The organism is Streptomyces marincola (assembly GCF_020410765.1).
Classification (GTDB): Bacteria; Actinomycetota; Actinomycetes; order Streptomycetales; family Streptomycetaceae; genus Streptomyces; species Streptomyces marincola.
In genome coordinates this window covers 3,970,466-3,995,235 of the sequence record NZ_CP084541.1, presented here as the reverse complement: position 1 = coordinate 3,995,235, position 24,770 = coordinate 3,970,466, and the positions used below count along the sequence as shown (strand labels likewise).

Genomic DNA, 24,770 nt, shown 5'->3' with positions numbered 1-24,770 from the left:
TTGGCGACGTCCCGATCATGTCGTCAGCCGTCGCGGCGGCTGTGCTCGGCCAGGAGCGCGAACCCCTGGCGGTCGACCGGCGCGGCGGTGGCCGACAGGACGGCGACGCCGGTGCCCGTGGCGCGGTCGAGTCCGAGCCAGGACCTGAAGCCGCCGGTGCCGCCGTTGTGCCAGGTGACCGGTCGGCCCGCCACCGGCATCGTGATCCACGCGGCGCCGATGCGGGCGCCCGAGCCGAACGGGGCGACCGGGTCGAGTGCGGCGGTGCCCGGGGCGCTGCCGTCGAGCACCGCCGCCGCGAAACGGGCCATGCCGGTGATGGAGGCCCGGATGCCGCCGGCCGGCCCGATCCCCTCACCCGTCCAGGGCTGCCGCGGCCGTCCGCTTCGGCTGCTGCCCGCGAGTGCCCCGGGGCCGAGCTCGTCCGCCGTCCTCGGGACGTAGAAGGGGTCGAGGCCCAGCGGGGTGGCGACGCGCTGCCGGACGAGCTCCGGGTAGGTCGTCGTGGCGGCGCGGGCGAGGGCGTGCCCGAGAAGCTGGAACCCGAGGTTGGAGTAGCGGGGGCGCGGCTTGCCCAGCGGAACGCCGCGCGCCTGGTCGAGAAGCTGTTCGAGGTCCTCGCCGTAGGGGTTGGCTCCGTGCCGCCACAGGGCGACGGTGCGCCGCCACGGGCGCGCGGACGCGGGGAGCCGGGGCAGGCCGGACCTGTGGGTGCTCAGCGAGCGGAGCGTCACCCGCCCGGCGGGGGCGCCGCCCAGTGGCAGCAGTTCGCCCAGGCGCGTGCCGGGGCCGATCTCGCCCCGGGCGAGCGCGTCGGCGTACAGCAGCCCGGTGACGGCCTTCGCGATCGAGCCGATCTCGAAGTCGGCGCCGAGGCCGGCGCCGCGGCTCGCCACGCGCGTGCCCCCGGGGGTGACCACGGCTGCCGCGGCCACCGGGTGGCGCGGGCCGAGCAGTTCACCGAGTCGGGCGACGAGCCGCTGGTCACCGTGTGTTCCGGCGGTCACGGCCGACCGCCGAACAGGCCACGGCCCGCGTACTTCTTGTGCACCGCCTGCTTCGAAACGCCCAGGGCGGCGGCGATCTGCGGCCACGTGGCACCGCTGGTGCGGGCGCGGCGCACCAGCACCGCTTCGACGCGGTCCGTCTCGGCGCGCAGCCGCGCCACGGCGTTCAGTCCCGCCAACGGGTCGCGGTCGGCCGTGGACGCCGCGAGATCGGTCAGCTGTTCCCCATCCACGCGTCAACCGTAGGTGACCATCGCGCATGCGGTCAACCAAAGTTGACGGCGGTGGCCGCCGCGCGCCCCCGAACGCTGCCCGGGGCGTGCGGGGGCACGGCGGCCGCGCGGTCGGCCCGGCGGGCCGTCAACCTGCCGCCGGTCACGGTCGGGTGAGTGTCGCCCCCGGCGCACGCGCCGGCCGCGCGGCGTCGGCGGCGTCCGGGGCGGCGGGCTCCGCCGCCCCGGCCGGCGGCGGGAGGGGCAGCCGGGCGGCGACCCGGAACCCCGAACCGGTGCTGGCCGCGGTCAGTTCACCGCCCAGCGCCCGCGCCCGTTCCCGCATGCCCGCGATGCCGCTGCCCGGCACGCCGGGGCCGCAGCCCGCGCCGCGGCCGTCGTCGGTGACGTCGACGCGCAACTCGCCCGGCGCGAAGGCCAGTCGGATGTCGGCGCGGGTGGCCCGCGCGTGCCGGGTGACGTTCGTCAGCGACTCCTGCACGATCCGGTAGGCGGCCAGGGAGATCTGCGGCGGAACGGGCGGCGGCTCGCCGGTCGTCCGGCACCGCACGTCGAGGCCGGTGGCCGCGGCGCGGTCCGCCAGCTCGCCGATCCGCTCAAGTCCCGCGGGGGCCGGGTCGGTCGGCGCCTCCTCGTCCACCTGGCGCAGCACGCCGAGTGTGGCGCGCAGTTCGCGCAGCGCGTCCTTGCTGGTCGCGCGCACGGCCTCAAGCGCGTCGACGAGTTCCTCCGTCTCGCCGGGCCGCTTGGCGCTGCGGTGCACGGCCGCGGCGGCCCGCACGTTGATCAGGGAGATGCTGTGCCCCAGCACGTCGTGCAGTTCGCGCGCGATCCGCAGCCGTTCCTCGATGGCCGACTGCCGCGCGCGGACGTCCCGTTCGCGTTCGGCCGCGCGCACGCGCTCCTCCACCTCGCGCACGTACGCCTGCCGGATCCGCGCCGCGTGCCCGAACGACACCGCGCTCAGGAACCACCCGCTGATCAGGATCAGGGCCATGTTGTCGACCTCGCGGCGGCCGTCCTCGTGCGCCAGGGAGAACTCGCCCCAGCCGATGAGCAGCATGCTGGCGGCCACGAGCGCCACCGCGGCCACCAGATGGCCGGCCCTGGCCGCCGTGTAGAGGACGATCACGAAGTGCAGCACGGGGGACACGCCGTCCACCGAGGCCATCGGGTAGAACGCCGTGCCCGCCGCGAGCGCAGCCGCCGCGCACGGCACGGGCCGGCGGTGGCGCAGCGCGACGGCGAGCCAGCCGAGCACGAGCAGGCAGCGCGAGCCGAACGCCGCGCTCCAGCCGCCCTCCTCGGCCACGAGGAACGACGCGGCCACATCGCCGAGCGTGACGAGGCCGGCCAGCTGCGCCGGCCGGTCCCACCGGAACGCCTGCGCGCATGAGGCAAACATGGCCACCAGAGTACGTAGGCTGGTGAGACACAGCGCTACTTTGGAGGACGTCCCCATGACCGGCCCGGCACCGGAGAGCAACGAGCCCGCGCACGACCCCGAGGTGCTTCAGCTCGCGAGCAAGATCTTCGATCTGGCCCGCCAGGGGGACACCGCGACGGTCGCCGCGTACGTCGACGCGGGCGTTCCGCCGAACCTGAGCAACGACAAGGGCGACACGCTGCTGATGCTGGCCGCCTACCACGGGCACCCGGACACCGTCACGGCGCTGCTCGACCGGGGCGCCGACGCGAGCCGGGTGAACGACAAGGGGCAGACGCCGATCGCGGGCGCGGTGTTCAAGGGCGAGATCGAGGTGGTGCGCGTGCTGCTCCGCGCGGGCGCCGACCCCGCGGCCGGCCAGCCGTCCGCCGTCGACACCGCGCGGATGTTCGGGCGGGTCGAGTTGCTCGACCTGTTCGGCGAGTCGGCCCAGGACGGGCCCGGGTCGGCGTAGGGCGGGTCGGCGTAGGGCGGGTCGGCGTAGGGCGGGTCGGCCCGGGGCCGGTCGCGCGAGGCCGCGCGCCGCGCGCGGTCCCGGATCAGTCGTCGAGTCCGTCGTCGAGTCCGTCGTCGAGCCCGTAGAGGCGCCGCGCGTTCCCCGCGGCCAGGAGGGCGGCCACGCGGTCGGCGTCGGCGCGCGACCAGGAGCCGTCGCCGGTGAAGCGGGTGCCCAGGCGCGCCATGGCCTGCCGGAACAGCTGCGCGCCGGTCAGGTACAGCTCGGGCAGCCCATGGGCGTCCGTGGAGAACAGCAGCTTGCCGAACGGCGCGAGCTCCAGCATCTCGGCGAGCACCGCCTCGGCGCGGGCGCCGGTGTGGCCGAGGGTGAGGCCGACGTCCGCGTAGACGTGCGGGTGCACGGCGGCGAGGTAGCCCGCGTTGCGGTGGAACGGGTAGCCGTGCAGCAGCACCACGCGGCAGCCGGTGGGCTCGACGGCCCGGAGGAAGTCGGTCAGCAGCAGCGGGTCGGCGCGGTGCAGCCGCAGGTCGGGGTCGCCGAACCCGGTGTGCACCTGGAGCGGCAGCCCGGTGCGCGCGGCCGACCACATCAGGTGCCGCAGCAGCACCGGGTCGGTCAGCCGCCCGGTGCGGCCCGAGGCGAGCCAGCGGGTGGCCGCGGTCCACAGTTCCGCGGGCGCGGGCGGGCGCGGGTCGAGGTCGAGGCCGTACCGGTAGGCGGCGACCGATTTGAACCCGGCGGCGGTTCCCGCCGCCGTCCCGATCGCCGCGCCGAGCGCCGCGAGGAAGGCGTCCGCGCCGCGGGCCTCGGCGGCGGCCCGTTCCGCGAGCGGTTCGAGGCGGACGATCTCGCGGGCCGCGCCGCCGCCGGCCGCGGCCAGTTCCTCCGGTGCCAGCAGGTCGCCCGGCAGCCCGGTGTCGACGAGGAACGTGCGCACGCGCGCCGCGCGCAGCAGGCGGCGGGTGACCTCGGGCGTGCCGAGCGCGCGCCTGCGGTCGAGGTAGGCGTCGGGCGCGCAGTGCGGTTCGAGGCCGAGCACCGGCGCGCACCACCGGCGCACGGCGAAGCCGAGTTGCGTGTCGAAGAAGCTGGTGCCGGGCGCGGGCGGCGCGTGCGACTCGGTGAGCAGCGCTTCGAAGCCCGCGCGGTCGCGCGGCCCGTCGCGCAGCACGCCGTGGCAGTGCTGGTCGACCAGCGGAAGGGGGTCCATGGCGCTCCTCAGTAGCGGTCGCGGGTCGCGGCGGCGATCTCGCGCGGCGTCGCGGCCTCGAACAGCGCGGCCTCGGCCCGGCGGACCGCCGCGATGGCGCCGTGCAGCGCCTCGCCGAGCGCGTCCCGCAGCACGGCGGAGCGCTCGAAGTGGCCGAGCGCCTCGGGCAGCGTCTCCGGCAGCCGGGGCGGGCGGGCCGCCTCGGGAAGGGCGGCCGGGTCGCCGGCGACGGGGGGCGGAAGGGAACGGTCCGCCTCGATCCCGGCCAGCCCGGCGGCGATCACGGCGCCGGTCACGAGGTAGGGGTTGGCGGCGTTGTCGAAGCACTTGACCTCGGCGTTCGCGCCGCCGGGGTCCTGCGGTGCGCCGGTGATGAAGCGCAGCGCGGCCTCGCGGTTCTCCAGGCCCCAGCACTGGTGGGCGCCGGACCAGAACGACGGCCTGATCCGCAGGTAGCCGGCGGGCGAGGGCACGCCGATGGCGAGCAGGGCGGGCAGTTCGCGCAGGACGCCGGAGAGGAACGCCTCGCACACGCGGGTCATGCCCAGCGGGCCGTCGCCGTCCCGGCACAGGTTGCGGCCGTCGCGCCAGAGGCTGAGGTGCAGGTGGCGTCCGTTGCCGAGTCCGTCCGGGTCGACGACGGGCGCGAACGAGGCGTCGAGGCCGTGCCGCACGGACACCGCGCGGATCGTCTCGCGCACCAGGACGGCCAGGTCGGCGGCGCCCACGGGCCCGCTGGGCGCGACCGACACCTCGAACTGCCCCGGCGCGTACTCCGGGTGCAGCTGGAGCAGCCCCACGCCCTGCTCGGTCAGGGCCACGACGAGGTCGTCGAGGTAGGCGGAATGCCCGACCAGGCGGGCCATGCCGTAGGCGGGCCCCGCGCCCACGGGTTCACCCGACCGGGTGACGACCCATTCGGTCTCGAAGCCCATGCGCACCTCGATGCCGTGCGCGGCCAGGGCGCGTTCCGCCTGGCGCGCCGCGAACCGCCGCTGGCACGCCGGGTAGGGCGCGCCGCCCTGCTCCGACCGGTCGGCGGGCGCCCAGGCCCAGCCGGGCTGGGCGGCCAGCGGGGTCAGGGCGCGCAGGTCGGGCACCAGCCGCAGGTCGCCGTCAGGACCGCCGATGCGCGGGCTGCCGGTCATCGAGTCGTCGACCAGGTAGACGTCGAAGACGGGCGACATGCCGACGCCCTCGTCGGCCACGCGGGCCAGGCGCTGGGCGGGCACGGTCTTGACGCGGGTGAGGCCCGCGTTGTCCACCCAGGTGAGCGCGACGCCGTGCACGCCGGCCGCGGTGAGCCGGGCGACGGCCCGCTGAGTCGGTTCCATGGCGGCAGCCTGCCCAGGGGCGGCGGGCCGCGCAAACGGCCCATGGCGGCGCCAAGTTGACGCGTCGGCGTGCGCGCCGGCGCGCGGAGGCGGCGGTACGGCGCGCGTCTCGGCAGCGGTCGCGCGGGCGGCGAGAGCCGCGCGTCGTAGGCGCCGGTGCGCCGCGAAGCCCCGGGCCGCCGACGCATTCAAACGCCAGATCGCCTGGTCAGCCGTACGAGCCCCACCCGCTTGACCTGACGGTCCATCAAGTCTGATGATTCGATCACATCGATCGCCGCTGTCTCACCCACGCCCACCACCGCCCACGCCACGCCGAACGTCTCGCGGAGCGCACAGTGACGAACGACCTCGATGTACCCGTTCTCATCGCCGGCGGCGGCGCCGCCGGCCTCACCGCGTCGACGCTCCTGAGCCGCATGGGCGTCGACTCCCTGCTCGTCACCGCCGACCCGGCGCCGTCCGTGCTGCCCAGGGCCCACCTGCTGAACCAGCGCGCCATGGAGATCATGCGCGACATCGGCCTGGCCGAAGACGTGTACGCGACGGGCACCCCCGCCGCGCAGATGGCCTATTCGGCCTGGTACGTCGGCCTGGCGGGCGAAAGTCCCGACCACGGGCGCCGCGTGGCGCGCATCGAGTCCTGGGGCGCCGGCGGCGACAGTCCCGAGTGGCGGGCCGCGAGCGCGGAGCGGCCTGCCAACCTTCCGCAGTCGCGCCTCGAACCGCGCCTGCGGGCCCGCGCCGAGGAACTCGCGCCCGGCCGCGTCCGGTTCCACCACGAGCTGACCGCGTTCACGCAGGACACCGGCGGGGTGACCGCCGACGTCACGGACCACACCACCGGCGCGCGGCTGCGCGTGCGCGCCCGATACCTGCTCGGTTGCGACGGGGGGCGCACGGTCGGTCCTGCGCTCGGCATCGCGTTCGAGGGCGTGCGCGACGTGGCGCGCATGGTGACCTTCCACCTCTCCGGCGACCTTTCGCGCTGGGCGCGTGACCCCGACGTGCTCATCCGCTGGCTGTGGCTGCCCGACCTGGGCACCGGCGGCGTGCTGGTGCCGCTCGGCCCGCGCCGCTGGGGGCCCGACTCGGAGGAATGGGCGTTCCACCTGCACTATCCGGCCGCCGACGGACGTGCGCTCGACGAGGCGTCGGTGCGCGCCGACCTGCGCGCCGCGCTCGGGCCCGCGGCCGACGCGGTGACCGTGCGCGGCATCTCGCGCTGGTCCCTGGAAGGCGTCGTCGCGGAGCGGTTCCGCGACGGCCGGGTCTTCCTCCTCGGCGACGCCGCCCACCGGCACCCGCCGCCCGGTGGCCTCGGCCTGACCTCGGCGATGCACGACGCGCAGAACCTGACCTGGAAACTGGCCGCCGTCCTGCACGGCCACGCGGGCGAAGGGCTGCTGGAGAGCTACGCCGCGGAACGCCGGCCGGTCGCCGCCGCCGGCGTGCGGCGCGCGCTGGACAGCACCCGCAACCACCTCGCCATCCACGCCCACTTCGGCGGCGGCCCGCAGGCCGGCCCGGCCGAGAACTGGCGGCGGGCCCGCCGGCTGTGGAGCGACGCCCCGGAGGACCGGGCGGCGCGGCGGGCGTTCCTGCGCACGGTCGCCGCGCAGTCGATGGAGTTCGACGAACTCGGCGTCGAGTTCGGCTACGTGTACGACCAGGGCGCCGTGGTGCCGGACGGGACCCCCGTGCCCCACAACCCCGACCCGGTGCGCATACACCAGCCGGCCGCGCGGCCGGGACACCCGCTGCCGCACGCCTGGCTGACCGACCCGGACGGCGAACGGCTGCCGGTCGCACGGCTGCTGAGCCCGGGCCGCTTCCTGCTGATCGCGGGCGAGGACGGGCACGCGTGGTGCGCGGCGGCGGAGAAGGCCGCCGCGCGCACCGGACTTCCGCTGGACGCGGTGCGCATCGGGCACCTGGACGGCGACTACCTCGACCCGCGTTCCACGTGGACCCGCTGGCGCGGGCACGGCCCGGCCGGAGCCGTGCTGGTGCGCCCCGACCGGTTCGTGGCCTGGCGCGCCGCGTCCGCCGGCGCGAACCCGGTCGAACGGCTCGCGAGCACGCTGGACGCGCTGCTGGCCAGGCGGGCGACGCGATGACGAGTACCCGCGTCCGGAAGCGGGCCCTCAGAGCCGTCTCGTGGTGAACAGTGTCGTCCCGTGCGGCGCGTTCACTTCCCTGCGCTCGGTTTCGGTGAATCCGATTTTGGCCAGCACGCGTCGGGAAGCGGTGTTCCAGTCCCAGACCGTGGCCCACAGACGTGCGTACCCGGACGAACGCGCCCATTCCACCACCGCCGACGAAGCCTCGGTCGCGTAGCCCCGGCCCCAGACTCGGCGCAGCAGCTCGAATGCCAGTTCCGGCTCCCCTTCCGCTCCACGCCAGCCGTCGACCAGCCCGCAGTACCCGATGACGTCGTGCGAGGTCTTCCGCTCGACCGCGAACAACCCGATCGACGACAGCTGGCCGGTGCGGATCGTATCCACGAGTTCCGCGACCGTGGGGCGTCCGTCCGCGTCGATGCGGCGGTGCGGCGGCACGCGTGGATCGCGTTCGGTCCACAGCTCGCGCAGGACGACAGCCTCGGCCACCCGGAATGGTCGGAGCAGCAGGCGATTCGTCTCAAGGACGACCTCACTGCCCGGAGCCGCGCCGACTGACATGCCGGCAACCATGCCACGGGCGTTGCCCCGTAGGCCACCACCAGGCGCGCTTCCTGTCGCCCGCCCGGCTGCTGCCCGCCGGAAGCCCAGGCGTCTCGCGCCTGCCGATCAAGCCGCCTTCGGCTCGCCTCTTCCGAACTGTGACTTGGGCAGACGCTCACCCAAGGTTCGGGCACAGGCGGTAAACAGCACACCGCGGAGGCCAGTGGCCGGCTGCAAGCGGATCAGAGTTCCTGCTGCTCCACGCCGGGCGGCAGCAGACAGGGCGTGTGCACGATGAGAAGCAGCTGATTCTCACCGTTGTCCTCGACGGTGACCGACTGCTGATCCTGCGGATGTCGCGCACCCAGGGCGTTCGCGGGATACAAGGTCGGGTCCGAACGGTAGCCCTCGATTTCCAGTCCCCGCTCCAGCAGGGCGTCCCGGATGTCGCGAACGGCTTCGGCCCGCCGCTCCGGCGCGATGTCCGCCCGCACGGAATACCGCAGGTGGAAACGGCCGTCGTTCACCACCTCGTCGTTCCCGCCCACGCACGGAGAGAAGTCGACCCGCTGGCTCTCCGGATCGATCTCCGCACGAGCCGTCCTGGCCATCGACTCGGTCCAATGGACCACCCATTCCTGCGCGTCCGGCTCGCTCATGCGCGGAAGCGGATCGTTGATCCCGCGATCGTCGCTACCTCCGGACACGCATCCTCCAAGCATCAGCACCGTGGCCATGACGACAACTGCGTTGCGCGGCCTCGCAGCCACGCGGTCCCCCCTCACCGCCCCGTCGCACTGTCGAGCGGTGCGACTCCGGCGATGATGGCCCCCATGGTGTCGAGCGATCTGCTGTTCGCATCCCAGTAGCCGCTGTGCCCCGAGGTGTCGACGAACATCCGCTGTGCTCCGAACTCCTCGTCCTGCGGCGCGGCTCCGAGGGAGAGCCCCGAGAGGTGATGGGCGACGAAATCGTCGTCCGCCGCTCCTACCCAGAGCCGATCCGGGGAGATATGAAGCTCTTCCGCCCGGTCGACGGTCAATTCCTGGCTTACGGCCCGCAGGCCCCTTGGCGACCATACCGTAGCCGTGTTCGCACAGTCACTGAGAGACCACCGGGTCGACGGAGTGACGAGGCTCGCAACGCACGGTCACCAGACGGCACGTCGCAGGTGCGACCGCCCGGCCAGTGACGGCCGCTGGCCGTCGTGTCGACCGGCAGCGCCCAAAGGTCGCGTGCACACGCGTCGGGCGCGCGTATCCGGCATGACCGGTCATGCCGGCGATGGCGGCCGACGGCACCGGGAGACGGGGTGGCGGCGCACGGCGGGCGTGCCACCGGCGGCACGCGTCAGATCAGCGGGCGCCGGGGTGGGGCGGCCTACGGTTTGCGGACGCGGTGCAGGCCGATGGACGGGCTGAGCGTGATGCCGCCCTCGGCGTGGAGCCGGGCGAGTCCCGCCAGGGAGCGTTCGCGGAACTCGGCGGCGAGGTCGGGGCCGAGGGATTCGACGAACCCGCGGAAGCCGTGCGACATGCTCCACTCCCAGTAGTGCCCGGGGTCGCGGAACCGGAACGTCGCGTGCGCCGTACCGTCCACCGGGTCGACGAAACCCGCTTCGGCGCACATCCGCGCCAGGGGTCTCGGCGGTGGGGTGAAGGGGTCGGGCCGTTTGCCCGCGCCCGGCCGGGCCGCCATCTCGGCGATCAGCGCGCCGTGGAAGTCCCACCTCGGGTCGCGTTCCGGCGGTGGGGGCGGCGGGCCCGGCGTGGAGTACACGAGCAGGCCGCCAGGCCGCAGCACCCGGTGCGCGCCGGCGAGCACACGCGCCGGGTCGTCGACGAAGTGGAGGGTGAGGCCACTGGTCACCATGTCGAACGAGGCGTCGGGCAGGTCGAGTTCGTGCGCGTCGAGCACACGGGTCGACAGCTGCGGGAGCCCGGGGTGGTCCCGGCGGAGCGCGGCGAGCATCCCGGGGGCGTTGTCGATGGCGAGCACGTGCCCGCGTGGTCCGACCGCGCGGGCGGCCGGGCCGGCGACGGCACCGCGTCCCGCGCCGATGTCGAGCACGCGAAGCCCCGCCCGCAGACCGCTCCAGCGAACGAGCTCGGCCCCGAACGTGCGGAAAAACGGCACGTGCTGGTCGTAGTCATCGGCTACGTCGTCGAAGATCTGCCGCACTCTTTCGGTATCCGTCATGACCGGTCACGCTCCCGCGCGGCCATGCGCGGTGCAACTCGTTTGCGGGCCTTGGCCGTTCTTGCGGGCGCGGCCCCGCTCGGCCAGCATGGCCTGGGCCGAGCACGGGGGGCAGCGAAAACGATGGCGGCCGACGGGTCCTGGGAGTCGAGGTGGCGGCGCCCGACGGGTGTGCCACCGGCGTTCACGGTGGTGTTCGCGGTGCTGTGCCTGGCCGCGGGCGCGGCCGGGTTCAAGAGCCAGTACCTCGACCCCAGGGAGGTCATCGCCGAAGGTCGGCCGGGCACGTTCGTGCTGACTGGTTGTGAGAGCGTCGGCGGGTCGCGCCAGGGCCCTTCCACCCGGTGCAGCGGTGAGTTCCGTTCCGACGACGGCTCGCTCCACCTGGCCGGTGTCCACCTGCCGGAGAGCCATGACGCCGCCGGGATGGGACCGGGCGACTCGTTCCGCGCGCACGGCACCGGCCGGGGCCGGGGTTCGGGCCACGTGGTGCGCTCCGACGCGCGCGGCACCGGCAACCTCACCGCGCGGGCCGTCGGCTGGACCGGACTCGGGCTGCTGGGCGCGATGCTGACGGGTTTCGCCGTGCGCGGGCGTATGCGCCCCGGCGCCGGGCGCGCGCGGCTTGGCGTCGCGCTCGGGGTCGGCACGCCGGCCGCCGTGGTGACGTGGCTCGCCGGCCTCGGTGTGGGCACCGGTTTCTGGGCCTGAACGGCGCGCGGGCTCCCCGATCGGGTGAAGTTCGCGGGGGACCGTTCCGCACGCCCCGCGCGTCGGCCCGGCGGGCGCGGGCGCGGGGCCGAGCGCGCCCGCCGTGGGTGGCGGGCCTGCGCGCCCGGCCCACCACCCGAGCGGGCGCGCGCCCCGGCGCCCCGCGCACTCCGCCGCGCCCTCGCCCCGCTGCCGCGCCGTTCCGTGCCCGGCCCGGCCGGAACCGGACCGGCCCGCGCTCAGCGGCGGCCGAGCAGTTCCGCGATCCGCACGAACCCGTCGGCGCCGTGGCCGCGCCCGATGGCACGCCGGGCCATGCCCTCGGCGGCCCGCATGACGCCGGCGTCGATGCCGTGCGCCTCCGAGGCCTCGATGATGTGGGCCATGGAGGAGGCCGCGGAGGTCACCGGGTTCACCTTCGCGGAGAAGTCGCCGCTGTCCGCGTCCGCCGCGTCCCCCTCGAAGATGCCGGGCAGGATGGCGGCGATGCCCTGGGCGAACGGAACGAACTCCCCGGCGCTGATCCCCTCGGCCTTGGCGACCGCGAGCGCGTGCGTCCAGCCGGCCATCGCGGTCCAGAAGATGTCGAGCAGCGCGACGTCGTAGGCGGCGGCGCGGCCGATGTCCTCGCCGAGGTGGGTGTGCGTGCCGCCCAGCGTTTCGAGCACCGGCCGGTGCTCCTCGTACAGGTCGGCGGGCCCGCTGTGGATGAACACGCCGGCCGGCGTGCCGATGGTCATCGTCGGCGTCATGATGGCGCCGTCCAGGTAGCGGATGCCGTGCTCCGACGCCCACCGCCCCGCGTCCCTGGCGCGTTCCGGGGTGTCGGCGGACAGGTTCACCAGCGTGCGGCCCTTGAGCGCGTCGATGACGGCGTCGCGGCGGAGCACCGAGTCCGCCGCCGCGTAGTTGACGACGCAGACCACGGTCAACGGGCTCGCCGCGGCGGCTTCCTCGGGGGACGCGGCGGCGACCGCGCCCCGCCCGGTCAGCTCCGCGTCCCGGCCCGGTGTCCGGTTCCAGACCGTGACCCGGACGCCGGCCGAAAGGAACGCGCCGGCCAGCGCCCGTCCCATCGGGCCCAGGCCGATCACGGTGACGGCAGACTGGTCGGAGTGTGCTGACATGAATGAACTCCCCTGATCAAGATGGACGCACCATCGCGAAGGACAACGGACTGGGACGGGCAGGGACGACGATGACGCCGAGGCGTGCCGAGAACGCGAACGTGTGCGGAGTCACCGCCGCGATCGCGGTGATCGACGGCAAGTGGAAGACGACGCTGCTGTGGATGCTGGAGTCCGGGCCGCACCGCCCGGGCGAACTGCGCCGGCGGCTGCCCGGGCTCAGCGAGAAGGTGCTGACCCAGGCGCTGCGCGAGATGGAGACGGACGGCCTCGTGCACCGGCAGGTGCACGACGTGCTGCCGTTGAAGACCGTCTACTCGCTGACCTCGTTCGGCCGTGAACTCGCCGATGCGCTGGCCCCGTTGTCCGCGTGGGGCTACCGCAGGCTGGAGATGATCACCGAGGCCGCGCCGGTGTCCTGACGCGTCGTCGTCACCTCCGTTCCGTCCCTGCCGTCCGCGGTGGCGGCCGTCCGGCCGCTCGTCAACAGGTTCGCCCGGGGTGCCGCGCGGTGCCAAGTACCCACAAAAAAGTGGGTAGGCGCGGCCGGGGCAGCCGGCCGGACGCGCCCGCCGCCCGGCCGCCGCCGGCACACGGGCAGGAACGGCCGGAACGACCGGAACGACCGGAACAGAGCGCCGGGCCGGGCGTTTTCCGGCCACCGGGCGGGCGGCCCGCCGGGCGGACCGGCCGCGGCCGGGTCAGGCGCCGGGAACGGCGAGGGCGCCGTTCGCCCCGAACGCCAGCCGCGCGAAGCGCTCTCCCACGCGCCGGTGCGCCGCCGCGTCCGGGTGCAGCTGGTCGGGCAGGGGCAGCTCCGCGAAGTCGGCCGGCCCGTACAGCTCGCGGCCGTCGAGGTGGTGCAGGTGCGGGTCCTCGGCCGCGCGCCGCTCCACCACGCGGGACAGCTCCTCGCGGATGACGGCCAGCGTGAGCTTGCCGGCCGCGCGTTCCGACGGGTCGCCGGCCGCGCGGAACTCCAGCCGCCCGGCGCTCAGACCTGCGGGGTCCGGCTCGCTGGGGCCCGGTGTGTCCTCGTGGATCGGGCAGTACAGCGGGGAGACGACCAGGAGCGGGGCGGTCGGGTGGCCCTCGCGGACGGTGTCGAGGAAGCCGTGCACGGCCGGGCCGAAGGCACGCAGCCGCATCAGGTCGGCGTTGACCAGGTTGATGCCGATCTTGAGGCTGATCAGGTCGGCCGGGGCGTCCCGCATGGCGCGTGCGGTGAACGGGTCGAGCAGGGCGCCGCCGCCGAACCCGAGGTTGACCAGTTCGACGCCGCCGAGCGAGGCGGCCAGCGCGGGCCACGTGCCCGCGGGGCTCTGCGCGCCCGAGCCGTGGCTGATGGAACTCCCGTGGTGCAGCCACACCGCGCGGCCCCGGTCCGGCGCGGGCCCGACCGGGGCGTCGGTGCGCAGGGCGAGGAGTTCCGTCGTCTCGTCGTGCGGCAGCCAGATCTCCACGTCCTTGTCCCGGGCGGGCAGGCCGGTGAAACGGAGGGTGCCGGGCGGGCCGGGTTCGCGCGCCATGGCCCAGGTCGCCATGTCGATGGTCAGGGTGTCACCGCCCGGCACGGTGCCCCGGCCCGCCGGCCGCCCGTCGACGAACAGCTCGTACACGCCGTCAGGGCGTGGCGGCCCGCCGGCGTACACGCGCTTGACCGGCAGCGCGTCGAGTGCGACGACCGTGGCCCGGGTGCGGAACGCCAGCCGGACCCCCGAGGGTTGGGATTCGGCCATGGCGAGCTGCCCGTCGTCGCACTGCGCGCGGGCCCGGGCGGGCAGCCGGTGCGGCAGCAGGCCGCGCCCGGTGTGCTCCGCGTCGAGCGCGCCGCGCAGCAGGTCCCGGGTGACGGGGGTGGTGATGAGGTCGTGGTCGGTGCGCATCGTTCTCGCCTGTCGTCGGTGTGGCCGGAACGGTCCTGGGCCGTCGAACGCGCCCCCGGAAGGTCCCGGCCGGTCGGGGGCGCGCGGCCGGGTCAGGGCGCGGGCCAGGTGCGGAGCAGGGCGTCGAGGGCGTCGATGACCCGCTCCCACGTCTCCTGCGAGTCGGGGGCGCTGTGGCTGAAGCCGCCGCGCGACTCCAGGTCGACGTAGCCGCGCAGGACGCTGCCCAGGAGCCGGACGGCGTGCGTCCGGTCCGGCTCGGGCAGGTCGTAGCCGCGCAGGAGCGCGCGCGTCATCCGCGCGTGCCTGCCGCCCGCGCTCGCCGCCGCCTCCTCCGGGTCGAGCCTGATGTTGGCGGCGGCCCAGCGGCCCGGGTGCTCGCGGGCGTAGTCGCGGTAGGCGTTCGCGTAGGCGGCCAGGGCCTCCTTGCCCGCCCGCCCCGCCAGCGCCTCGGCGGCCCGGTCCGCGATCTCCTCAAGGGCGAGCAGGGCGATCCTGGTCCTGAGGTCCCGCGAGTTCCGCAGGTGCGCGTACAGGCTCGCGACCTTGACGTCGAAGCGCCGGGCGAGCGCGGAGACGGTCACCTGGTCGAACCCGGCCTCGTCGGCCAGCTCGGCCCCCGCCCGCGTCAGACGTTCAGCACTCAATCCGACCCGTACCACAACACTCCCCTTCTCAGCCTTAAGCAACCATGCCACCGCCTAACACCTTTAGGCAAATGACCGATCCACTCGAACGGCCCCGAGGACCCGCGCGCGCGGCGGCAAGCGGTCGCTTGCAATCGTTAGCGCCGTGCCGCACCCTGGAGGGGTGACGTCACTCGGTGTCGGCAACCTCGGCGAGTTCCTGCGCGAGCAGCGGCGGCAGGCGCAGCTGTCCCTGCGGCAGCTCGCCGACGCGGCCGGGGTCTCGAACCCGTACCTCAGCCAGATCGAGCGCGGGCTGCGCAAGCCGAGCGCGGAGATCCTCCAGCAGATCGCCAAGGGCCTGCGGATCTCCGCCGAGACGCTGTACGTGCAGGCCGGCATCCTCGACGAGCGGAGCCAGGACGCCGACGCGAAGCCGCCCCCCGGGGTGCGCGACGCGGTGCTCGCCGACCCGGGACTCACCGAGCAGCAGAAGCAGGCGCTGCTCCAGATCTACGACTCGTTCCGCAAGGAGAACCCCTGAGATGGCCATGACGGACGACCTCCGCAAGACCCTGACCAGCAGCAACGCCATCTACTTCGCCGCGGGGACGGCCGACCTGGCCGCCGAGAAGCTGCGCGAGCTGCCCGCGGCCGTCGACCGGCTGCGGGCCGAGGCGCCGCACCGGCTGCCGAAGCTGCGCGAGCAGGCGCAGAGCGTCGCTCTCCAGGGCGTGGGCGTGGCGCTCGAATACGCGGTGAAGGCGCGCGAGGCGTACGACGAGCTGGCGGAACGGGGCAGGACCGTCGTCGAGCGCCGGCGCGGCGAGCCGGCCGACGAGCCCGAGGTGACCGTCGAGCGCGCCGAGCAGCCGCGGTCCGGCGGCCCCGCGGACGCCTCCGGCACGCCCGTGACCGAGCCCGTGACCGAGCCCGTGACGGAACCGGTCACCGAGCCCGTGACGGAACCCGTGGCGGAGCAGGCGGCCGGCCCCGAAGGCGACGAGACCGCGACCGGGCCGCAGAAGCCGCGGGCCCGCAAGGCCGCGCCCCGCAAGGCGGCGCCGAAGAAGATGCCCCCGCAGGCCTGAGCGACGGCCGCGCCCGCCGGCCGGGGACCGCGGGACATTACGCGGGTGGTGTCCCGGCCGGTAGCGTGGGTAGGGACGTCAGCGTACCGACATGGTGGTGGACAGCATGCTTATGCAAGGCTTCAGCTCGATCGTGAGCCTCATCTTCCTGGGGCTGTTGGTCCTCAGCGTGTACGCCCTGGTCAACGCCGCGCTTCAGCGCGAGGACGCCTACCGCGCGGCCGACAAGCAGACCAAGCCGTTCTGGCTCGTCCTCCTGGGCGTCACGGTCGCCGTCCAGCTGCTGATCCCGTGGCTCCTCCTGGTGCTCGCCGGCGCCATCGCGACCATCGTGTACCTCGTGGACGTGCGTCCTGCCCTCCAGTCGGTGTCCGGTCGCGGGCGCGGCGGGTGGAGCAGCAGCGACGGCCCCTACGGCCCGTACAACGGGGGCCGCTGAGCGCGGGGAGGCGGACCTGGACCGGGTCGCACGGCGGGGGTTAGCCGTGGCTTGTTTCTGCCCTTAGCATCATCGGGGACACCCGCTGATGAACGCCTGAGGAACTGCCGTGCGCTTTCGCCTGACGCCCCGGGAGACGAGCTTCTACGAGCTGTTCGCCACCGCGGCCGACAACGTTCTCAGTGGCTCGAAACTGCTGATGGAACTGCTCGGAGCCGATGCCGCTACGCGCGTCGACATCGCGGACCGGATGCGCGCGGCCGAGCACGCGGGCGACGACGCGACGCACGCGATCTTCCACCAGCTGAACTCGTCGTTCGTGACCCCCTTCGACCGGGAGGACATCTACCGCCTCGCCGCCCGGCTCGACGACATCATGGACTTCATGGAGGAGGCCGTCGACCTCGTCGTCCTGTACGAGATCGACGAGCTGCCCAAGGGCGTCGAGCAGCAGATCGAGGTGCTCGGCCGGGCCGCGGAGCTGACCGCGGAGGCCATGCCGCGGCTGCGCACGATGCGCGACCTGAACGAGTACTGGATCGAGGTGAACCGCCTGGAGAACCAGGCGGACCAGATCCACCGCAGACTGCTCGCCCACTTGTTCAGCGGCGGCTACGAGGCCATAGAGGTCATGAAGCTGAAGCAGGTCGTCGACGTGCTCGAAGAGGCGGCCGACGCGTTCGAGTCGGTGGCCAACACGGTGGAGACCATCGTGGTCAAGGAGTCCTGAGCCCGCCGTGGAGACCCTGTCCCTGGCGGTCGTCGTCGGCGCCGCGCTGTTCTTCACCCTCACCAACGGCTTCCGCGACTCGGCCGGCGCGGTCGCGACCTCGATCTCAACCCGCTCCCTGACCCCCCGGGTCGCGCTCGCGATGGCCGCATTCATGAACCTGGCGGGCGCGTTCCTCGGCCAGGGCGTCGCGGAGACCGTCAGCGAGGACCTGATCGATCCCCCCGCCGGCGAGCAGGGCCTGATGATCCTGTTCGCCGCGCTCCTCGGGGCCATCGCGTGGAACCTGGCGGCCTGGTGCCTCGGCCTGCCCTCGTCCTCGTCGCAGGCCCTGTTCGGCGGCCTGGTCGGCGCGGCGCTCGCCGGGGCGGCGACGGTGCACTGGGACGGCGTGCTGACGAGTGTCGTGCTGCCGATGGTCCTCTTCCCCGCCATCGGCCTGCTCGCCGGCTACCTGGTGATGGTCGGCATCCTGTGGGCGTTCCGCGGCGCGGGGCCGCACCGGGCGCAACGCGGCTTCCGCATGGCGCAGACCGTCTCCGCGGCCGGCATGGCGCTCGGCCACGGGCTCCAGGACGCGCAGAAGACGATGGGCGTGGTCGTGCTGGCCCTGGTCGTCGCGGATGCCGAGGGGGAGGGCGGCGGCATACCGGTCTGGGTCAGGATCACGTGTGCCGCGATGCTCGCGCTCGGCACGTACCTGGGCGGGTGGCGGATCATGCGGACGTCCGGCCGCCGCGTCATCGAACTCGACCCGCCGCGCGGCTTCGCCGCGGAGACGACGGCCGCCTCGGTGCTGTACGCGGCCTCCTACCTGTTCCACGCGCCGGTCTCCACGACGCACGTCCTCACCGCCGCGATCATGGGTTCCGGGGCGACGCGGCGGCTGAGCGCGGTGCGCTGGCAGGTCGCGAAGAACATCGTGCTCGGGTGGTGCGTCACCATGCCGGCCGCGGCGGCCCTGGCCGCCGCCGGCTACGGGCTCGTGCGGCTCGTGGTGCCCTGAGCCCGCGCGGCGCGCCGACGCCGGGCCCGCCGGGGCGCGCCCCGGCGCGCGGGCGTGAGGGAACTCGCGCCCGCCCGCGGACAACACTCGCGAGAGGGCGGCTCACCGTTTCCGCCCCGCTTCTCTCGTTGGGAGTTCCCATGCTGCGAGCAGGACGACCACGCCGAACGCGCGTGAGCGCGGTGGCGGTCGCCGCCGCCGCCGCGCTGATCGCGGGCGCGACGGGCCCGGCCACCGGGGCCACCGGCGCCGCGAGCCCCGCGACCGGCGCCACGCGTCTCGCGACCGGAGGCGCGAGCCCGGCCGCCGGGGCCGCGGCCGTCACCCTGATCACCGGCGACCGCGTCACCCTCGACGCCGCGGGCGACGTCACCGGCGTGCGCCACGCGCCCGGCCGCGAGGCCGTCCCCCTGCACGTCCTCGACACCGGCACGACCACCCACGTCGTCCCCGCGGACGCCCTGCCCCTGCTGCACGCGGGAACGCTCGACCGCCGCCTCTTCGACACCGCGCGACTCGCCCGCGCGCAGGCCCACGGCTCCGGACGCCTCCCGCTCGTCCTCTCCTGGGATGACGGCCGGTCCCGCCCCCTCGGCCTCCCGGCCGGCACCTCGTCCGACGCCGGAGACGGCGAGGCCGTCGCCGTTCCCGTCCCCGGAACCGACGACCTCTGGACCGCCCTCACCGAGCCCGCCTCCGGTACCCACGCCCTGACCGCCGCGCCCGGCCTCGCCCGGATCGCCCTCGGCGGCGACGGGGACGCCGGCGGGGAAGCCGTCCGCCCGGAGCCGCCCGCGCACCGCGCCGCGCGGTCGTTGACCCTGTCCGTCAAGGCCACCGACAGGACCGGCGCGCCCGCCGCCGACTGGCACGCGCTGGTGACCGACCTGGCGACGATGGAGGTCCACTACCTGTCGGGCCCCGAGGGCGGCGCCTCCCTCTCGCTGCCTCCCGGGGAGTACGCCGTGGAGACCACGGTCTCCCTGCGGAACGCGGCGGGTGAGGTGACCGGCGTCGACTGGCTCGTGCGGCCGACGCTGTCGCTCACCGAGGACACGGCCGTGCGCGCCGACGCCGCGACGGCAGAAGAGATCGTGATGACCGTTCCCGACGACGCGGCCGAGCCGCGCGAACTGCTCGTCGGCTGGACGCTGGACGGCCCCGCGGGCACCAGCAGCTCCGCCCAGGGCGTGGGCCGCCTGCCCGACGGTTTCCGGACCGCGCAGCTCGGCCCGCCCGCCACCGACCGGCGGGTGTCGAGCGCCGCCCACGCGGTCTGGGAGGCGGAGGGCACCGAGTACCACAGCGCGGACCTGCGGGCAGGCTCCTTCTACACGGGGCTGACCGACCACCCGGGACCCGACATGTTCACGACCGTCACCGTCGAGGAGGGGTCGTCGCTGCCGGGCAGGACCGGCAGGCTGTCGGCCCTCTTCTCGGGGACCGGGTGGGCGATGTTCACCGGCGAGCACGCGCTGCCGCGCACGGGCAAGGTGCTCCTCGACGCCGAGGAGGGGCAGTGGCGGCAGCAGTTCGAGCAGTTCACCCCCGGCCGGCCCGACATCCTCGCGGGCGGCATCTCCGAGTGGACCGCGCACGAACCGGGCGGCGGTTCCACGGCCACGTTCAACGTCGGCGTGTTCGGCCCGGTGCGGGATGGCGACCGGCTGTCCGGCCGGATCAACCCGTTCTCCGACGGGGGCGGCCACATCGGCCACAGCGTCCACGCCAGTGGCCGCACCACGCTGTACCGCGACGGCGAGGAGTTCGCCACCGAGGACGAGCACCTGGACGGCGTGCGCTTCCTGCTGCCGCCGGAGAAGGCGGGGTACGAGCTGGTGACGACCGTCTCGCGAGGCGCGGACGAGGCCGCGCGCGCCGCGTCGGTGAGCACGGAGATCACGGCCTCGTTCGCCTTCACCTCGGCGGCCCCGGCAGCGGGGCAATCGGGTGCGATCCCGGTCAACATGGTGCGTTTCTCACCGAAGTTGGCACCGGACAGCACCTCACCCGCGGGCACGACGGTGACCGTTCCCGTGACCGTGCGGAGCGCGGGCCCGGTCGGCGACCTGGCCTCGCTCGCCGTCTCCTGGTCGGCCGACGGCGGCGAGACGTGGACCGGGGTGCCGGTCGAGGACGGCGCCGTGCGCATCCCCAACCCCGAGGCGGGCGGCACCGTCTCGCTGCGCGCCGAGGTCGAGGACACGGCGGGCAACGCCACAGGGCTTGACATCATCGACGCCTACCGAACGGCCTGACCCCGCGCCGGCCCGCCCGCCGCGCGTGCCGGTTCGCTACGGCACAACTCGTTTGCTCGCCAAGCCGGTTCACAATTTCCTCACCCATCCCCCGCCCACCACCAGGGTCCCGGGAGCGGCTTCACGGACAGGGTTACGACAGGGGAACAAGCGACTTCCCCCGCCCACACCTCTGCCCTGAAGGGGTTTGCGATGAAGCAACCAGGAAGACCGCGGCGGTCGCGTGCCGCCGTGGCGGCGGCCGCCGTGGCGGCAGGCGCGCTGGCCGCGGGCGCCACCGGGCCGGCCGCCGCGCGGCCCGCCGCCGCCACCGTCTCCGCCGACGCGACCGGTGCCCGGGCCGCCGGCGCGGGTCTCGTCACGCTCATCACCGGCGACCGCGTCGCCGTCGACGACGCCGGCGAGGTCACCGGCGTCATCCGCGCGCCGGGGCGCGAATCCATACCCCTGCGCATCCTCGAATCCGGCCCCGGCACGCACGTCGTCCCGGCCGACGCGCTGCCCCTGCTGGCCCAGGGGACGCTGGACCGGCGCCTGTTCGACGTCGCGGAACTGAGCCGCGAGCAGTACCGCGCCAAGGGCGGGCTGCCGTTGATCGTCACCTACGAGAACGACCGGCCGCGCGCCCTCCAGGACACCGGGGGCACCCGCCTCGACGCCATCAACGGCGAGGCCTTCACCGTGCCCGAGGGCGAGCAGGCGGGCCTGTGGGGCACGCTGACCGAGCCCGCGGGCGACGCGCGCACGCTGGCCGCCGCGCCCGGCATCGAGAGCATCGCGCTCGACGGCATCGTCGCCAAGTCCCTGGCGGAGAGCGTTCCGCAGATCGGGGCGCCCGAGGCGTGGGAGGCCGGCCACGACGGCACGGGCACCACGATCGCGGTGCTCGACACCGGGATCGACGAGCAGCACCCCGACCTCGTCGGCCAGGTCGTCGCCGAGGAGAACTTCTCCGACGCGGCCGACGCCGAGGACCGCGACGGCCACGGCACCCACGTGGCCTCCACGGCCGCGGGCACGGGCGCCCACTCCGACGGCGCCTACCGCGGCGTCGCCCCCGGCGCCCGGCTCCTCAACGGCAAGGTCCTCGACGACTTCGGCTTCGGCTCCGAATCCGGCATCATCGCCGGGATGGAGTGGGCCGTCGAGCAGGGCGCCGACGTCGTCAACATGAGCCTCGGCGGCCCGGCGGGCAGCACGATCGACCCCATGGAAGAGGCCGTCAACACCCTCTCCGCCGCCTCCGACACCCTCTTCGTCATCGCGGCGGGCAACAGCGGACCGGCGCCGGGGACCGTCGGCTCCCCGGGAACGGCCGACGCCGCCCTCACCCTCGGCGCCGTCGACAAGAGCGACGCGCTCGCCGACTTCTCCTCCGTCGGCCCCCGCACCCGCGACGGCGCCGTCAAGCCCGACATCACCGCGCCCGGCGCCGACATCGGCGCCGCGGGTGCCGAGAACGCCGCCATCTGGGACTACGGCGACCCCGTCGCCGACGGCTACGTCGCCATCTCGGGCACCTCCATGGCCACCCCGCACGCGGCGGGAGCCGCCGCGCTGCTCGCCCAGGCCAACCCCGACTGGACCGGCGAGCAGATCAAGGCCGCCCTCACCTCCTCCGCCCGCCCGGCCGAGGGCTACAGCGCGTTCCAGCAGGGCGCCGGCCGCGTCGACGTGCCGGCCGCGCTGGCGCAGACGGTCACCGCCGACCCGGTGTCGCTGACCTTCGGCACCGTGCCCTGGCCGCACGAGGACGCCGAACCCGTCACCAAGGACCTGACGTACACCAACCACGGCGACACCGACGTCACCCTCGCCCTGTCGGCCACCGGCACCGACCCGGAGGGCAACCCGGCTCCCGAGGGCATGTTCGCGCTTGAGGCCGCCGAGGTCACCGTGCCCGCCCGCGGCACCGCCACCGTCCGCGCCACCGCGGACACCACCCACGGCGGCGACCTGTACGGCACCTACAGCACCCACGTCACCGCGACCGGCGAGAACGGCGAACGCGTCGTCACCGCGGGCGCGGTGGTGCGCGAGGAGCAGATGTTCGAGGTGACCGTCGAGGCCACCGACCGCGACGGCACGCCGGCCGACGCCTGGTGGGCCACGCTGATCGACCTGGAGACCGGCTCGTTCCACGATGTGCCCGCCGAGGGGGGCAGCGGCACGGTCCGGGTGCCGGGGGGCGAGTACCAGGTGGACGCCACCGTGTTCCAGCGCGACGAGGAGGGCGCGGACACCGGCGTCGACTGGCTCGTGCAGCCGACGCTGTCCGTCACGCAGGACACGGCCGTGCGGGCGGACGCCACCACCGCCGAGGAGATCTCGATGACGCTGGCCGAGGAGGCCGCGCCGCTCTCCCTGGTGGCCGGGTACCGGCTGGAGCACCACGGCGAGCCCGTGTACGAGTCGGCGTGGTCGATCGACGGGATGCCGGAAGGTCTGCGCACCGCGCAGATCGGCGAGCCCGGCGAGGGCTGGGGCATCTCCGGCTACGCCGCCGCCACGTGGGAAGGCGAGGAGGCCACATACCACGGCGTGCACACGCAGGAGGGCTCGTTCTACACCGGGCTGTCCGACCGCACCGAGACGGCGGACCTGGCGTCCGTCACCCTCCACGCGGGTGCCTCGCTGCCCGGTATGACCGGTGCGCTGTTCTCGTTCTCCTCGCTCGTGCCGTGGGCCGGGGCCTACAACACCCCGCTGCCGCGGACCGAGCAGGTGTTCGTGGACGCCCTGGACGGGGAGTGGGCCCATGAGCTCATGGTGGACAACGCGAACGGGTCCCTCGTCGGGATTCACATGTCGGACTCCGTGGCCTACGAGCCGGGCAGCAGCCACGAGAAGACGCTCGGCGTCGGCGTGTTCGGCCCGGCGCTCGGGGAGGACGACGGCCTGGTCCGTTTCGGCGACACGCTGAGCGGCCGGATCAACCCGTTCACGGACGGCCAGGGCAACGCGGGCGACAGCCTGTACGACGAGGCGGGCACGACGCTGTACCGCGACGGCGAGGAGTTCGCCACGGCGGCCGACCCGCTGGACTTCGTCGCGTTCGAACTGCCCCCCGAGGAGGCGGACTACGAGCTGGTGACGACGGTCACCAGGAGCCCCGAAGGACCCGAGCCGATCGCCTCGGTGAGCACGCGGGTGACGTGGTCGGCCGCGTTCACCTCGGCCGCGGGCCCGGAGGACGGGCCGGTGCGGGTGCCGGCCGGCGTGGTCAGGTTCACGCCGGAACTGGCGCTCGACAGCACGTCGCCCGCGGGTGAGACGGTGACCGTTCCCGTGACCGTGCAGGGCGCCGACGGCGCGTCGCTGACCGTGTCCGTCTCGACGGACGGCGGCGGGACGTGGACCGAGGCGCCGGTCGAGGACGGCGCCGTGCGGGTCGCCAACCCCGAGGCCGGCGGCAGCGTGTCGTTCCGCGCCGAGCTCGGGGGCGCGGCGGGCACCACCGTGACCCAGGAGATCATCGACGCCTACCGGACGGCCTGAGCCGTCCGCGGCTGACCCGCCCGCGCGCCGGGCGGGTCAGCCGAAGCGGCCGGAGATGTAGTCCTCGGTGGCCTGCACGGACGGGTTGGAGAAGATCCGCTGCGTGTCGTCGACCTCGATCAGCCGGCCGGGCTCGCCGATGGCGGCGAGGTTGAAGAACGCGGTGCGGTCCGAGACGCGGGCCGCCTGCTGCATGTTGTGGGTGACGATGACGATGGTGAACCGCTCCTTCATCTTGTCGATGAGGTCCTCGATGGCGAGGGTGGAGATCGGGTCGAGCGCGGAGCACGGCTCGTCCATCAGCAGCACCTCGGGCTCGACGGCCGTGGCCCTGGCGATGCACAGCCGCTGCTGCTGGCCGCCGGAGAGGCCGGAACCCGGCTTGTCGAGCCGGTCCTTGACCTCGTTCCACAGGTTGGCGCCGCGCAGGTTCTTCTCGACGATGTCGTCGAGCTCCGACTTGCGGTACCTGATGCCGTTCAGCTTGAGCCCGGCCGCCACGTTGTCGTAGATCGACATGGTGGGGAACGGGTTCGGCCGCTGGAAGACCATGCCGACCGTGCGGCGCACCGACACGGGGTCGACGCCGGGGCCGTACAGGTCCTCGTCGTCCAGCAGCACCTTGCCCTCGACGCGCCCGCTGGGGGTGACCTCGTGCATGCGGTTCAGCGTGCGCAGGAAGGTCGACTTGCCGCAGCCGGACGGGCCGATGAACGCGGTCACCGACCGCGGTTCCACCTGGAGGCTAATGCCCTCGATCGCCTTGTGGGAGCCGTAGTACGCGGTGAGTCCTTGGACGTCGATGCGCTTGGCCATGGTGGGGCTTCTCTCTTCTTCCGCTC

Annotated in this window: 24 protein-coding genes; 11 read left to right on the top strand and 13 right to left on the bottom strand. The window is 74.4% G+C overall.

Annotation, left to right across the window (positions count from 1 at the left end; genetic code table 11):
• Positions 1 to 23: 23 nt before the first annotated feature.
• The 3 genes from LC193_RS17535 to LC193_RS17525 form a co-directional block, all read right to left on the bottom strand.
• On the bottom strand, positions 24 to 1,007 hold the full coding sequence (locus LC193_RS17535; RefSeq protein ID WP_226075322.1) for a serine hydrolase domain-containing protein: 984 nt from the start codon (positions 1,005 to 1,007) through the stop codon (positions 24 to 26).
• Complete coding sequence (locus tag LC193_RS17530; RefSeq protein ID WP_226075320.1) at positions 1,004 to 1,240, bottom strand: hypothetical protein; 237 nt, start codon at positions 1,238 to 1,240, stop codon at positions 1,004 to 1,006. Before LC193_RS17530 ends, LC193_RS17535 begins: the two co-directional genes overlap by 4 nt.
• A 142-nt stretch (positions 1,241 to 1,382) precedes the next feature.
• Positions 1,383 to 2,645 carry a sensor histidine kinase gene (locus tag LC193_RS17525; protein ID WP_226075318.1) on the bottom strand — a complete coding sequence of 421 codons (1,263 nt, stop codon included), beginning with the start codon at positions 2,643 to 2,645 and terminating at the stop codon, positions 1,383 to 1,385.
• 55 nt (positions 2,646 to 2,700) lie between these two features.
• On the opposite strand from LC193_RS17525, the gene LC193_RS17520 reads away from it, so the two are divergent.
• On the top strand, positions 2,701 to 3,141 hold the full coding sequence (locus LC193_RS17520; protein ID WP_226075316.1) for an ankyrin repeat domain-containing protein: 441 nt from the start codon (positions 2,701 to 2,703) through the stop codon (positions 3,139 to 3,141).
• Between the two features lie 85 nt (positions 3,142 to 3,226).
• On the opposite strand, the gene LC193_RS17515 is transcribed toward LC193_RS17520, so the two are convergent.
• Together LC193_RS17515 and LC193_RS17510 are read right to left on the bottom strand one after the other, a co-directional pair.
• Positions 3,227 to 4,357, bottom strand: a complete 1,131-nt coding sequence (locus LC193_RS17515) for an amidohydrolase family protein (RefSeq protein WP_226075314.1) — start codon at positions 4,355 to 4,357, stop codon at positions 3,227 to 3,229.
• 8 nt (positions 4,358 to 4,365) lie between these two features.
• Positions 4,366 to 5,691: a type I glutamate--ammonia ligase gene (locus LC193_RS17510; protein WP_226075312.1), complete on the bottom strand. Its 1,326-nt coding sequence runs from the start codon at positions 5,689 to 5,691 to the stop codon at positions 4,366 to 4,368.
• A 338-nt stretch (positions 5,692 to 6,029) separates the two neighbouring features.
• On the opposite strand from LC193_RS17510, the gene LC193_RS17505 reads away from it, so the two are divergent.
• Positions 6,030 to 7,811 (top strand): FAD-dependent monooxygenase, encoded by a 1,782-nt coding sequence (locus tag LC193_RS17505; RefSeq protein ID WP_226075311.1) that lies wholly within the window; start codon positions 6,030 to 6,032, stop codon positions 7,809 to 7,811.
• A 27-nt stretch (positions 7,812 to 7,838) separates the two neighbouring features.
• Here the strand turns inward: LC193_RS17505 and LC193_RS17500 are convergent, their stop codons facing one another.
• The 4 genes from LC193_RS17500 to LC193_RS17485 form a co-directional block, all read right to left on the bottom strand.
• Positions 7,839 to 8,375 (bottom strand): GNAT family N-acetyltransferase, encoded by a 537-nt coding sequence (locus tag LC193_RS17500; protein WP_226075309.1) that lies wholly within the window; start codon positions 8,373 to 8,375, stop codon positions 7,839 to 7,841.
• A gap of 224 nt (positions 8,376 to 8,599) precedes the next feature.
• Entirely contained in the window at positions 8,600 to 9,094 is a 495-nt protein-coding gene (locus tag LC193_RS17495; protein WP_226075307.1) for a hypothetical protein, read from the bottom strand.
• Positions 9,095 to 9,138: 44 nt separating this feature from the next.
• Positions 9,139 to 9,399, bottom strand: a complete 261-nt coding sequence (locus tag LC193_RS17490; protein WP_226075304.1) for a hypothetical protein — start codon at positions 9,397 to 9,399, stop codon at positions 9,139 to 9,141.
• A 338-nt stretch (positions 9,400 to 9,737) separates the two neighbouring features.
• Positions 9,738 to 10,556, bottom strand: a complete 819-nt coding sequence (locus LC193_RS17485) for a class I SAM-dependent methyltransferase (protein WP_086159097.1) — start codon at positions 10,554 to 10,556, stop codon at positions 9,738 to 9,740.
• A 123-nt stretch (positions 10,557 to 10,679) separates the two neighbouring features.
• On the opposite strand from LC193_RS17485, the gene LC193_RS17480 reads away from it, so the two are divergent.
• A complete protein-coding gene (locus tag LC193_RS17480) occupies positions 10,680 to 11,267 on the top strand; it encodes a hypothetical protein (protein WP_226075302.1) in 588 nt (195 codons plus the stop codon).
• A 239-nt stretch (positions 11,268 to 11,506) separates the two neighbouring features.
• Here LC193_RS17480 and LC193_RS17475 read toward each other — a convergent pair whose 3' ends face one another.
• Positions 11,507 to 12,394 (bottom strand): NAD(P)-dependent oxidoreductase, encoded by an 888-nt coding sequence (locus tag LC193_RS17475; RefSeq protein ID WP_226075300.1) that lies wholly within the window; start codon positions 12,392 to 12,394, stop codon positions 11,507 to 11,509.
• A gap of 71 nt (positions 12,395 to 12,465) precedes the next feature.
• Between LC193_RS17475 and LC193_RS17470 the strand changes: the two genes are divergently transcribed.
• Complete coding sequence (locus LC193_RS17470; RefSeq protein ID WP_086159103.1) at positions 12,466 to 12,816, top strand: winged helix-turn-helix transcriptional regulator; 351 nt, start codon at positions 12,466 to 12,468, stop codon at positions 12,814 to 12,816.
• 279 nt (positions 12,817 to 13,095) lie between these two features.
• On the opposite strand, the gene LC193_RS17465 is transcribed toward LC193_RS17470, so the two are convergent.
• Together LC193_RS17465 and LC193_RS17460 are read right to left on the bottom strand one after the other, a co-directional pair.
• Entirely contained in the window at positions 13,096 to 14,280 is a 1,185-nt protein-coding gene (locus LC193_RS17465) for a GDSL-type esterase/lipase family protein (RefSeq protein WP_226075298.1), read from the bottom strand.
• Between the two features lie 92 nt (positions 14,281 to 14,372).
• Positions 14,373 to 14,942, bottom strand: a complete 570-nt coding sequence (locus LC193_RS17460) for a TetR/AcrR family transcriptional regulator (RefSeq protein WP_226075296.1) — start codon at positions 14,940 to 14,942, stop codon at positions 14,373 to 14,375.
• Positions 14,943 to 15,090: 148 nt separating this feature from the next.
• Here LC193_RS17460 and LC193_RS17455 point away from each other — a divergent pair, with 148 nt between their 5' ends.
• The 7 genes from LC193_RS17455 (at position 15,091) to LC193_RS17425 (ending at position 23,928) form a co-directional block, all read left to right on the top strand.
• Entirely contained in the window at positions 15,091 to 15,450 is a 360-nt protein-coding gene (locus tag LC193_RS17455; protein ID WP_226075294.1) for a helix-turn-helix domain-containing protein, read from the top strand.
• A gap of 1 nt (position 15,451) precedes the next feature.
• The gene (locus LC193_RS17450) at positions 15,452 to 15,997 is read left to right on the top strand and encodes a hypothetical protein (RefSeq protein ID WP_226075292.1); all 546 of its coding nucleotides are present in this window, start codon (positions 15,452 to 15,454) and stop codon (positions 15,995 to 15,997) included.
• A 106-nt stretch (positions 15,998 to 16,103) separates the two neighbouring features.
• Positions 16,104 to 16,436 (top strand): DUF2516 family protein, encoded by a 333-nt coding sequence (locus tag LC193_RS17445; protein ID WP_226078699.1) that lies wholly within the window; start codon positions 16,104 to 16,106, stop codon positions 16,434 to 16,436.
• Positions 16,437 to 16,545: 109 nt separating this feature from the next.
• Positions 16,546 to 17,166, top strand: a complete 621-nt coding sequence (locus tag LC193_RS17440; RefSeq protein WP_086159113.1) for a DUF47 domain-containing protein — start codon at positions 16,546 to 16,548, stop codon at positions 17,164 to 17,166.
• Positions 17,167 to 17,173: 7 nt separating this feature from the next.
• Positions 17,174 to 18,172, top strand: coding sequence for an inorganic phosphate transporter (locus LC193_RS17435; protein ID WP_226075290.1), 999 nt, complete (start codon positions 17,174 to 17,176; stop codon positions 18,170 to 18,172).
• A 173-nt stretch (positions 18,173 to 18,345) separates the two neighbouring features.
• On the top strand, positions 18,346 to 20,430 hold the full coding sequence (locus tag LC193_RS17430) for a hypothetical protein (protein ID WP_226075288.1): 2,085 nt from the start codon (positions 18,346 to 18,348) through the stop codon (positions 20,428 to 20,430).
• Positions 20,431 to 20,622: 192 nt separating this feature from the next.
• Positions 20,623 to 23,928, top strand: coding sequence for a S8 family serine peptidase (locus LC193_RS17425; RefSeq protein WP_226075286.1), 3,306 nt, complete (start codon positions 20,623 to 20,625; stop codon positions 23,926 to 23,928).
• A 36-nt stretch (positions 23,929 to 23,964) separates the two neighbouring features.
• On the opposite strand, the gene pstB is transcribed toward LC193_RS17425, so the two are convergent.
• Positions 23,965 to 24,744 carry a phosphate ABC transporter ATP-binding protein PstB gene (gene pstB / locus LC193_RS17420; protein WP_086159116.1) on the bottom strand — a complete coding sequence of 260 codons (780 nt, stop codon included), beginning with the start codon at positions 24,742 to 24,744 and terminating at the stop codon, positions 23,965 to 23,967.
• Positions 24,745 to 24,770: the final 26 nt, after the last annotated feature.

Excerpts from the sequence above, each read along its gene's own strand:
- LC193_RS17525 (WP_226075318.1), bottom strand. The coding sequence starts at position 2,645 with ATGTTTGCCTCATGCGCGCAGGCGTTCCGGTGGGACCGGCCGGCGCAG.
- LC193_RS17520 (WP_226075316.1), top strand. The coding sequence starts at position 2,701 with ATGACCGGCCCGGCACCGGAGAGCAACGAGCCCGCGCACGACCCCGAG.
- LC193_RS17515 (WP_226075314.1), bottom strand. The coding sequence starts at position 4,357 with ATGGACCCCCTTCCGCTGGTCGACCAGCACTGCCACGGCGTGCTGCGC.
- LC193_RS17510 (WP_226075312.1), bottom strand. The coding sequence starts at position 5,691 with ATGGAACCGACTCAGCGGGCCGTCGCCCGGCTCACCGCGGCCGGCGTG.
- LC193_RS17500 (WP_226075309.1), bottom strand. The coding sequence starts at position 8,375 with ATGTCAGTCGGCGCGGCTCCGGGCAGTGAGGTCGTCCTTGAGACGAAT.
- LC193_RS17495 (WP_226075307.1), bottom strand. The coding sequence starts at position 9,094 with ATGGCCACGGTGCTGATGCTTGGAGGATGCGTGTCCGGAGGTAGCGAC.
- LC193_RS17485 (WP_086159097.1), bottom strand. The coding sequence starts at position 10,556 with ATGACGGATACCGAAAGAGTGCGGCAGATCTTCGACGACGTAGCCGAT.
- LC193_RS17480 (WP_226075302.1), top strand. The coding sequence starts at position 10,680 with ATGGCGGCCGACGGGTCCTGGGAGTCGAGGTGGCGGCGCCCGACGGGT.
- LC193_RS17475 (WP_226075300.1), bottom strand. The coding sequence starts at position 12,394 with ATGTCAGCACACTCCGACCAGTCTGCCGTCACCGTGATCGGCCTGGGC.
- LC193_RS17470 (WP_086159103.1), top strand. The coding sequence starts at position 12,466 with ATGACGCCGAGGCGTGCCGAGAACGCGAACGTGTGCGGAGTCACCGCC.
- LC193_RS17465 (WP_226075298.1), bottom strand. The coding sequence starts at position 14,280 with ATGCGCACCGACCACGACCTCATCACCACCCCCGTCACCCGGGACCTG.
- LC193_RS17450 (WP_226075292.1), top strand. The coding sequence starts at position 15,452 with ATGGCCATGACGGACGACCTCCGCAAGACCCTGACCAGCAGCAACGCC.
- LC193_RS17445 (WP_226078699.1), top strand. The coding sequence starts at position 16,104 with ATGCTTATGCAAGGCTTCAGCTCGATCGTGAGCCTCATCTTCCTGGGG.
- LC193_RS17425 (WP_226075286.1), top strand. The coding sequence starts at position 20,623 with ATGAAGCAACCAGGAAGACCGCGGCGGTCGCGTGCCGCCGTGGCGGCG.
- pstB (WP_086159116.1), bottom strand. The coding sequence starts at position 24,744 with ATGGCCAAGCGCATCGACGTCCAAGGACTCACCGCGTACTACGGCTCC.